Genomic DNA, 9120 nt, shown 5'->3' with positions numbered 1-9120 from the left:
CGCCGCCCTGGTCAGTTTGTTAGGCGGCCATTTTGCCTCAGGTGGGTCAATTTTAAGTCGGCGCTAGTGGGTCAGTATTACTCCGGCGGTGACATGGCCTCGCTTACTTGCAAAAATTTGGCTACGTCAGATGATGTCCATAGCTGAGAGTCTGGGCTTGGTTTATCAGCCTCTAACATTGACAGAAAGAATTTGCACAGCTGCTCCAGATTCTGAGGGAGCTCTGTGTCTGCTAGTTCAAGACCTGAGGTTGGATGTTGCATGTTGTTCCTCCGTTCGCACCGGTTTCTAGGTGGATACGGGGTGGAGGAATTTACACGCGTTAGTTGGAGCATGTAGTTACCCCCCGTTTTCTTTGCAAAAAATATTTGCCTCAGATTACACGATAGCTCGGATGGCAATTGGTAAGGTCAGCAAGATATATGGTTGCAATTTGCATATAATTGGGTGCGAGGAAACGGCTATTTTTGAGGGGCTATAAGCGATTTACAAAACGGATAGTCGCCATACTAAATATGTCATGTGGAAACGCGACCCCTTGGAGCCAAATAAGACATTTAAAAACCGCACAGTCCCTTAAAAAAGTGAGGTGAAAAATTCGGGCGTGGTTCCAAGTCCTCTCTGGAAAACAGCGTGGCGCTCCGACAACTGTTTTTGGTCGCAATCTGAGGGTAAAAACCACGATTTTTCAACTCGTTATTCTGAAAAAATGAGCACCATTTTGGACGAATATGAAGGATAAAAACGGCGGTTTTGTTACGGTTTCCTCCGCAGTTTCTAGTGGGTTTTGAATCGGAAACTACTGTGGTTTTCTCAGAAAATTACAAGAATAAAGGTGGAAATATCTACCTATACGTTCCGTGTTGGGTCGTTTTTTCTGCACGATAGACGTCCCTGTAATGCCATCGAATTGCTCCATAGATGGCAGTGACACCAAGCGATATAGCGATTAAAAAAATCGCTAGAATGATGGATAAACTGGGAACCATAATAGCCTCAAATGGTAATTTTAGTTGGTGCAGGGCGTGATTTTGAGCCGCTGTAGCCTGCTCCTCAGTCCGATTCTAACGGCTTAAGGAGCAGATCGAGGCATCAACTAGTCGAGTTTTTGCACCAAATCCGAAGGATCTGGCGCGTAGTAAACTGATTGCAGAATTTTTAGATCCTTGTGACCAGAAATTTTGGCCAGCTCCATCGGTCCAAATTTTTGCGCCAGCCTCGTGAGAGCAGTTCGCCGTGTGTCGTGGAAATGGATGCCCTCGAGTCTAGCTTTTGTCATGATTTTTCGCGAAAGGGCGTCTCGCTGCCGTGAGGTAACGGAGAAAACAGTTTGCGATCCGCCCGTGTAATCCAGGACGTGGTTTAACACCTGAACCGCTTTTTTCGAGAGTGGTACCCATCTAGGTACGCCCGTTTTTGTTTCCGGGATGTAAACAACGCGTTTGTTGAAATCGATATCCGCGACTTTCATATTGCAGATTTCACCACCCCGCATCGCTGTCTCAGAGGCAAATAGAAACATTGCTCCGACTCGACTCAATACTGTTTTTGGTGGGGAGCTGAAGCTGAAACCACTGGCCTTAAGGTAGGCTTCAATTTCTGTTGGAGCGATCACCCTGTCACGAGGCTTATTTTCCGGCGGCCTTGAGACTCCGGCCATGGGGTGTTCTGTCAGCCACTGCCATTCGCGCCAAGCCAGCTTGCAGGCATGCGTCAACAAGTTGAACTCTCGATTGACAGTGGAGCCAGAGACTTTTTTCATTCGTGCGTCCCGCCATGCCGAAAAATGCCGCGGCCCAACATCCACAAGCCTCACATCTGCAAGAAGTGGATCCCGCATCATCTGGTTGAGTCTGGTGATTTCCCAACGGGCCCCACGTTTCTTTGGAGAGATGTCATCTCGATAACGTTTAAGCACGTCGTGCATTCTGGCATTTGCGGGTGCGGCACCTGGAGTGTGATGGCCACTTTCGATTTCGTACTCGACCTGGTTCGACCAGGCTATAGCGTCTCGTTTAGATCGAAAGGTTTTCGATCTGCGGACTCCTTTCTTGAAAACATCGGCTCGCCAACCGGTAGTGGTTTTTTTGAAACTTGCCACTGAATATCTCCTCACATTAGAAAACCAAATGCGCAGGCCAGCGGAAAGGGGCTTACGCCCATAAATTACGGCCTGGGAGATATTAGGAAAGGGTGGGGCGAGTCGTGATTGTGTCGTGACGAGTTTTACCAGATTTTTCCCGATTTAGGAAAATCAATGGGTTACATTTGTACGTTCCGTACACGACATTGGTTGATCTTAATCGATCATTAGTCTTTTAAAACAGTGGGTTACGCATTTCTGGGGAGGGAGGAAATGGTGCCCGGAGGCGGAATCGAACCACCGACACGGGGATTTTCAATCCCCTGCTCTACCAACTGAGCTATCCGGGCGTGTTGAGCTATGTGCTGCAACGGGGCGCTATTAAACCGGTTTAGGGTTGGGTAGTCAAGGCCGCCCGGCAAAAATTTTCAGAATCTTTTCCGGTTGTTCAGGCCTTGATCAGTTTGGTTATTTTCCCGGTGGTACGTAGCCTTCAGCCTTGTCGAACGGCTCGTTGTTGAAGAAGCGTTCCATCTGGGCCTGAAGGTATTTCCGGTTGTTCGGATCCATCATGCTCAGGTGCTTTTCATTGATCAGCATGGTCTGCTGGTTCTGCCATTCTTCCCAGGCCTGCTTGGAGACGTTGTCATAGATCTCCTGGCCTTTGGGGCCGGGCATGGGGGGCATGGCCAGGCCTTCCATTTCTTTCTGGTATTTGCGGCAGAATACGGTGCGGCTCATGGCGGCTCCTGTGTTGATGTTCAGTTTGGCGAATGATAACAGATCAATTCCGGGTGTGACTTGAGCATCGGCAATTGCTGGGGTCAGAGCAGGGCGGTTTGCTCCGGTTCTGTCAGCAGGGTGCGAATGGGGGCAGGTAAGCCCAGGGACAATGCTTCATCGCGATGTAGCCAGCGATGCCTGTCGGAATCGGCAATGCCGGATACGTCTATGACTGGCAGTCGCGCAGGTTGGATGTGCAGGTGGTAATGGCTGAAGGTGTGCCGAAAGCCGCTGATCAGGTCCGGGTCCTGGCAGGTGATGCCCAGTTCTTTCTCGCAGGCTTCCTGCAGTTCCTCCGAGCCGTAGGCCGGGTCCAGCTCCGGCAGGCTCCATAGACCGCCCCAGATGCCGCTGGGAGGCCGGCGCTCCAACAGAATGCGGCCGTCGCCGTCTTCCAGGATCAGCATCCAGGTGGTTTTTTCCGGTTTGGCTTTCTTCGGTTTTGAACCAGGGTAGAGCTTCACCTCGTTGTGGGCTCTGGCTGCACAGCCATCGCTGATAGGGCAGCTGTCGCAGGCGGGCTTGCTGCGGGTGCAGACCATGGCGCCCAGGTCCATGATCGCCTGGGTGTAGTCTCTGGCCCGGTCATCGGGCGTATGCGTTTCGGCGTGTTCCCAGAGTGTGTTGAGCACCTGGGTTTGCCCTGGCCAGCCGGGTACGGCGTGATAGCGGGCAAGAACCCGTTTTACGTTGCCGTCCAGAATGGTGGCCCGTTTTCCGAAGGCTTGGGCAATGATGGCGGCGGCGGTTGAGCGGCCAATGCCGGTGAGGGATTCGAGTTGCTCTTGATCGCAGGGGAACTCGCCGCCGAATTCCTCAACCACCTGTTTCGCGGCTTTGTGCAGGTTGCGTGCGCGGGCATAGTAGCCCAGGCCAGACCAGTGGCTGAGCACATCGTCTTCCGGTGCGGCGGCCAGGGCATGCACATCTGGAAAGCTCGCCATGAAGGCTTCGAAGTAGGGAATCACCGTGGTGACCTGGGTCTGTTGAAGCATGATCTCAGAGACCCACACCCGGTAGGCGTTGCGGTTATGGTGCCACGGCAGGTTGTGCCTGCCGTGTTGGTCGTACCACGCCAGCAGCTGGTCGGCGAACCGGTCGCTCATCGGTTGAAAAGCCCCCGAACGGCATCCCGCACACGCTCGCCATCTTCGCCCAGGCGCTTGTCGATTTCCTCGCGAGCCTTCTCCTCGGCCCGCTGCTTGGCGCGATCTGTCTCTTCCCGAACCTTTGCTCGAGCCGCGTTGGCGGCGATGTCTTTCAGGGTGTCACGGAAACGTGATCCGTCGAATGAGCACAGGCCTGCGGGGTTCTCAACGAAATTGCCACGGCATTCCACAGGAATTACCACGTTCTGTACGTATTCGGTTACCCGGCAGGCATTGTCACGGTGAATCTCGCCCACAATTCTGAGTCCCAGTTCGTAATCCAGTTGGCTCTGCTCCATGTCTACCGTGCCATCGCCTTCCAGCCGCATACCGGCGAGTGCGGCAACCAGGTCGGTGTTGTTCAGGGTGTTGCCATCAATTTTCAGGGTGCCGCGCATATCGTTGAACGGAGTGTGCTCGCCCCAGTCAGAAGTGCTCAGTGAATCCTGGTTGGCCAACGCAATGCCCTGGCAGGCCATGCGGGTCAGGTTCATGTTGCGCAGCATGCCCTCGGCCAGATTAAAGCTGATCTCGCCTTTGGCATTGCTGCGCAGGGCTGAGACGCGGTTGCCGTTGGTGTCGACAGCCACTTTCAGGTTGGCGGCGCCAGACAGCATGTCCACTTCTGCCAGATCGGTGAGCAAGGGCAGTGTTTTAACGCTGGTCACGTCAGAGCGAACTCGCCATTTTGGGTTGTCGGTACGGGCATCGATGGTGACGTTGGCGCCGAAGCTGCCGTCATAGAGCTTGCCGCTGAACTCATCCACTTGCAGCAGGCCGTCTTTGGCGGTGGTGCTGGCCTTGATCTCGTTGATAGTCAGGTTGCTGATGATCAGCTCGCCCAGGCCAAAATCGATATCCAGCAACAGGTCGCGAATGGTTTCCAGTGGCAACAGGTCGCCTTCCGGGCCCGCTTCGGCGGTTTGCTGCGGTGCCGCTTCATCTTCATCGGTAGCTGGCGGGAGGTAGCGGTCGGCGTTGATCTTGTCGCCCTGAAGATTGAAGGTCAGCCCACCGTTGGTCAGGTTGTAGCTGCCGCCACCGTTGAAGGTGGTGTCATCCAGGGTGATTTTAAGATCGCTCAGGGCAACGGTGCCCGGCTGACCGCCAAGGTTGGTGGACAGTGCAATGGCTTTGAGCACATCCGGATCTTCGGTTTCTATCGCCGGCTGGCCCAGATTGTTCAGGAGTTGCTTGAGCGAGAAGCTGGCAATCTCCAGGCGGCCATCCAGTGCCGGCTGATCGCCAAAACCTTTAACGTTCAGATTGGTGCTCAGCTTCAGGTTAGCCAGGCTGGCGGTGAAGTCGTTCAGAGAGGCGGTTTCCTCCTCCAGGTTGGCCTGCAGCGATCCGGCCACCTCCGCCTTCACGGATTTGCCACCGAAAGGTTCGCCGTTCATGTCAAAGACTGCCTTGAGGCCGGAAACCGCAAACTCGTTCAGGGCCTGATTAGCGTTCACGCGGGCACTGATGCTGCCATCAACGGCAAATTGCGGTTGGGCAGTTTCCACCTTGAAGCGAATATCGAGGGGGAATTCCGAGCCCAGGGTGATATTGCTGGCGGAAACCGTGAAATCTTCCAGGGTCACGGACTGGCCGGTGCTCAGGTCGTTGTAGTGAACCCGGGCATTGGTGATTTCGATGTTCTCAACGTTGAAGTCGAGCATCTCGCCGCCCGCGGCTTCCTCGGATGCTGTGTCTGGCTCCGCTGCCGCCTGTTCAGGCGCCTCGGCGGGTTCACCTTCGGGCATGATGCGTGTCCAGTTACCTTCGCCCTGCTCATTCACCACCAGTCGCGCATCCAGGCCATCCAGCAGGAAGGTATTTACCCTTGGCGCCATGGCAATCAGCGACCAGAAATCAATCTGGGCGACCAGCCGCTCCAGCGCAACCAGGCGCTCGCCTTCCAGAGTTGCCTCGACATCGTTCAGCTCAAGGCCCAGGGGAATAAAAGACCAGCCAATGTCGCCTTCCAGGATAAGGTCCAGGTTGGTGTGTTTCTCAACCGCAGCCTCAATCTGGGGTTTGTAATCATTCGGATTGATCACGGCAACAGCAATGGCAACAGCGGCGACCGCCAGTACAATCAGGGCGATCACGGCGTAAAGCGCATAGCGGATAACTTTCATGGTACGAGTTCCTTGTCTTCCCGGCAGGGTGTGGTACCTGACTATTACGGATGAATAACCCAAAGGATAACGCAGGGTTAGTAAATTAACAGTGCAGGAATATGACAATGCGTTAGTCTTGGTTCAAAATACCCCTTTTTCCGGAGCCGGTGCGCATGCCCGGCACACAAATAAGCATAAGAAGGAGTCGGCTGTGGCCATTACCGTATCGATTGAGCTGAACCGGGACCTGGAGATTCCGGCAGGCTATAACGAAGTATTCGATCTGTTGGCAGACGTCCCCAAATCTGCCAGCCACTTCCCGAAAGTAGACAAGCTGGTTGACCTCGGTGGTAACGCCTACCGCTGGGAAATGGAAAAAGTGGGTGTCGACAAGCACGCCATCCAGTCTGTGTATGCCTGCACCTATCACGCAGACAAAGGCAACGGCAAGATTACCTGGGAGCCGGTAAAAGGCGAGGGTAACGGCGTGGTCAGTGGTGCCTGGACCCTCACTGCCAATGGCGACAACTCAACCAAAGTGCGTTTTCAGACCAGCGCACAGCTGACGGTGCCGCTGCCGAGCCTGCTCAAGCTGGCCATCAGCCCGGTCATCAAGCACGAGTTCAACAGCCTTGTAGACACCTACATGAACAACCTGAAGAACGCGTTCTGAGCTATCAGGGCGATTGATGCGGTTGCGGGACTCCGGCTGTGTTAACGGGTATAATCTGCGAATTGAAATTTTACAGTAGCAAGCCTGTTTTCTAGACGGAGTCTCCATGGCTGAACGCAAGGCTCGGGTAGAGCGAAATACCCTTGAAACCCAGATCTCTGTCGAGATCAACCTCGATGGCACCGGCAAAGCCTGCTTTGACACCGGCGTGCCCTTCCTTGAGCACATGATGGACCAGATTGCCCGCCACGGCCTGGTAGACCTGGACATCACCTGCAAGGGCGACCTGCACATCGACGACCACCACACCGTGGAAGACATCGGCATCACCCTGGGCCAGGCTTTCAAGCAGGCGGTGGGCGACAAAAAAGGCATCCGTCGCTATGGCCACGCCTACGTACCCCTGGACGAAGCCCTGTCCCGCGTGGTCATCGACCTCTCCGGCCGCCCCGGATTGCTCATGGACGTACCCTACACCCGCGCCAGCGTCGGCGGGTTTGATGTAGACCTGTTTGCCGAGTTCTTCCAGGGCTTCGTCAACCACTCCATGGTGACCCTGCACATCGACAATCTGAAGGGCAAGAACACCCACCACCAGATCGAAACCGTGTTCAAAGCCTTCGGCCGCGCACTGCGCATGGCGATTGAAATGGACGAGCGCATGGCGGGTATCACCCCGTCCACCAAAGGCGCCCTGTAACCGGTTACCGAAAGGAACAGAACCACCATGAAGACCGTCGCCATCATCGACTACGGCATGGGCAACCTGCATTCAGCCCGCAAAGCCGTAGAGCACGTGGCCCCGGACTGCACCGTACTGGTTACAGACGATGCCGCCAAAATCCGCGAAGCCGACCGGGTGATCCTGCCCGGCGTTGGCGCCATCCGCGACTGCATGGCCGAAATGCACCGTTTGGGCGTGGTCGAACTCGTCAAAGAAGTCTCCCAGGACCGCCCGTTCCTCGGCATCTGCGTCGGCATGCAGGCATTGATGGCCCGCAGCGAAGAAAACGGCGGCGTGGAAGGCATCGGCCTGTTCCCGTCCGAAGTCCGCTACTTCGGTGACAACCTCACCGAAAACGGCGAACGCCTGAAAGTGCCCCACATGGGCTGGAACCAGGTGTATCACACCGTAGACCACCCGCTCTGGCACAACATCCCGGACGGCGACCGCTTCTACTTTGTGCACAGCTACTACGCCGAAGCCGACGGCAACGCCGACATGGCCGGCCGCACCCGTTACGGTGTCGACCTGGCGGCAGCGGTGGCAAGAGACAACATATTTGCAGCGCAGTTCCACCCGGAGAAAAGCGCCCGGGCAGGCCTGCAGTTGTTAGAAAACTTCACGAACTGGACTGGAAAAAGCTGAGGGAGAAACTCGTTCGTTGCTGCTCGGATGATTTTGCGGGCAAGAAACGAGTAGCCCGCTGATGCGGGGAGAGCCCTCCGGGACTGTCTGCAGCAGGGATGCTGCAGTCAAGCGTACAAGGACGTATTCACAGCGTGTCCCGGAGGGCTCTCCCCGTAGCAGCGGGCGGGCGGCCATCTCCCATACGGCAAACTCCGAGGAAGAACAAAATGCTGATTATCCCCGCTATCGACCTGAAAGACGGCAAATGCGTAAGACTGCGCCAAGGCCGCATGGAAGACTCCACCGTATTCGGTGACGACCCCGTCGACATGGCCACCAAATGGGTCAACGCCGGCGCCCGCCGCCTGCACCTGGTCGACCTTAATGGTGCCTTCGCCGGCGAGCCCGTCAACGGCGAAATCGTCAAAGCCATTGCCGTGAAATACCCGAACTTGCCCATCCAGATCGGTGGCGGCATCCGCTCCGCCGACACCATCGAAGCCTACCTCAAGGCCGGCGTACAGTGGGTCATCATCGGCACCAAAGCCGTTAAAGAGCCCGAATTCGTCACCGAAATGTGCAAAGAATTCCCCGGCCACATCATCGTCGGCCTGGACGCCAAAGACGGCCGCGTAGCCACCGACGGCTGGGCCGAAGTCTCCGAAGTCATGGCCGTAGACCTCGCCAAGCGCTTCGCCAACGACGGCGTGTCCTCCATTGTCTACACCGACATCGCCCGCGACGGCATGATGCAGGGCGTGAACGTGGAAGCCACCGCCAAGCTGGCGGAAGAGGGCGGCATCCCGGTGATCGCCTCCGGCGGCGTCACCAACATGGACGACCTCAAGCGCCTGGCCACCGTGGCTGACAAAGGCGTGATCGGCGCCATCACCGGCCGTGCCATCTACGAAGGCACCCTGGATGTGGCCGAAGCGCAAGCCTACTGCGACAGCCTGAAAAACTGAGGACCG

Annotated in this window: 8 protein-coding genes and 1 tRNA gene; 4 read left to right on the top strand and 5 right to left on the bottom strand. The window is 55.9% G+C overall.

The annotated features are described in order from the left end of the window. Window positions 1-1096: 1096 nt before the first annotated feature. The 5 genes from ABIE59_RS18605 to ABIE59_RS18585 all read right to left on the bottom strand — a co-directional run bounded on the left by ABIE59_RS18605 (window position 1097) and on the right by ABIE59_RS18585 (window position 6143). Window positions 1097-2101 carry a tyrosine-type recombinase/integrase gene (locus ABIE59_RS18605; protein WP_041656482.1) on the bottom strand — a complete coding sequence of 335 codons (1005 nt, stop codon included), beginning with the start codon at window positions 2099-2101 and terminating at the stop codon, window positions 1097-1099. Window positions 2102-2357: 256 nt separating this feature from the next. Beyond that, window positions 2358-2433 (bottom strand) — tRNA-Phe (locus ABIE59_RS18600). A 118-nt stretch (window positions 2434-2551) separates the two neighbouring features. After that, window positions 2552-2824 (bottom strand): oxidative damage protection protein, encoded by a 273-nt coding sequence (locus tag ABIE59_RS18595; RefSeq protein WP_354449191.1) that lies wholly within the window; start codon window positions 2822-2824, stop codon window positions 2552-2554. Between the two features lie 83 nt (window positions 2825-2907). Continuing rightward, on the bottom strand, window positions 2908-3972 hold the full coding sequence (mutY, locus tag ABIE59_RS18590; protein WP_354449189.1) for an A/G-specific adenine glycosylase: 1065 nt from the start codon (window positions 3970-3972) through the stop codon (window positions 2908-2910). Continuing rightward, window positions 3969-6143, bottom strand: a complete 2175-nt coding sequence (locus ABIE59_RS18585; RefSeq protein WP_354449187.1) for an AsmA family protein — start codon at window positions 6141-6143, stop codon at window positions 3969-3971. Before ABIE59_RS18585 ends, mutY begins: the two co-directional genes overlap by 4 nt. A gap of 193 nt (window positions 6144-6336) precedes the next feature. Here ABIE59_RS18585 and ABIE59_RS18580 point away from each other — a divergent pair, with 193 nt between their 5' ends. The 4 genes from ABIE59_RS18580 to hisA all read left to right on the top strand — a co-directional run bounded on the left by ABIE59_RS18580 (window position 6337) and on the right by hisA (window position 9114). Further along, window positions 6337-6798 (top strand): SRPBCC family protein, encoded by a 462-nt coding sequence (locus ABIE59_RS18580; protein ID WP_354449185.1) that lies wholly within the window; start codon window positions 6337-6339, stop codon window positions 6796-6798. A gap of 106 nt (window positions 6799-6904) precedes the next feature. Further along, window positions 6905-7498 carry an imidazoleglycerol-phosphate dehydratase HisB gene (gene hisB / locus ABIE59_RS18575; protein WP_058090483.1) on the top strand — a complete coding sequence of 198 codons (594 nt, stop codon included), beginning with the start codon at window positions 6905-6907 and terminating at the stop codon, window positions 7496-7498. Window positions 7499-7525: 27 nt separating this feature from the next. Continuing rightward, window positions 7526-8167 carry an imidazole glycerol phosphate synthase subunit HisH gene (gene hisH / locus ABIE59_RS18570; RefSeq protein ID WP_230715568.1) on the top strand — a complete coding sequence of 214 codons (642 nt, stop codon included), beginning with the start codon at window positions 7526-7528 and terminating at the stop codon, window positions 8165-8167. Window positions 8168-8376: 209 nt separating this feature from the next. Beyond that, entirely contained in the window at window positions 8377-9114 is a 738-nt protein-coding gene (hisA, locus tag ABIE59_RS18565) for a 1-(5-phosphoribosyl)-5-[(5-phosphoribosylamino)methylideneamino]imidazole-4-carboxamide isomerase (protein WP_058090485.1), read from the top strand. Window positions 9115-9120 lie beyond the last annotated feature (6 nt).

It is taken from the genome of Marinobacter sp. MBR-99, assembly GCF_040547575.1.
GTDB lineage: Bacteria > Pseudomonadota > Gammaproteobacteria > Pseudomonadales > Oleiphilaceae > Marinobacter.
The sequence above is the reverse complement of the archived record's forward strand: the minus strand, read 5'-3'. Positions and strand labels throughout refer to the sequence as shown.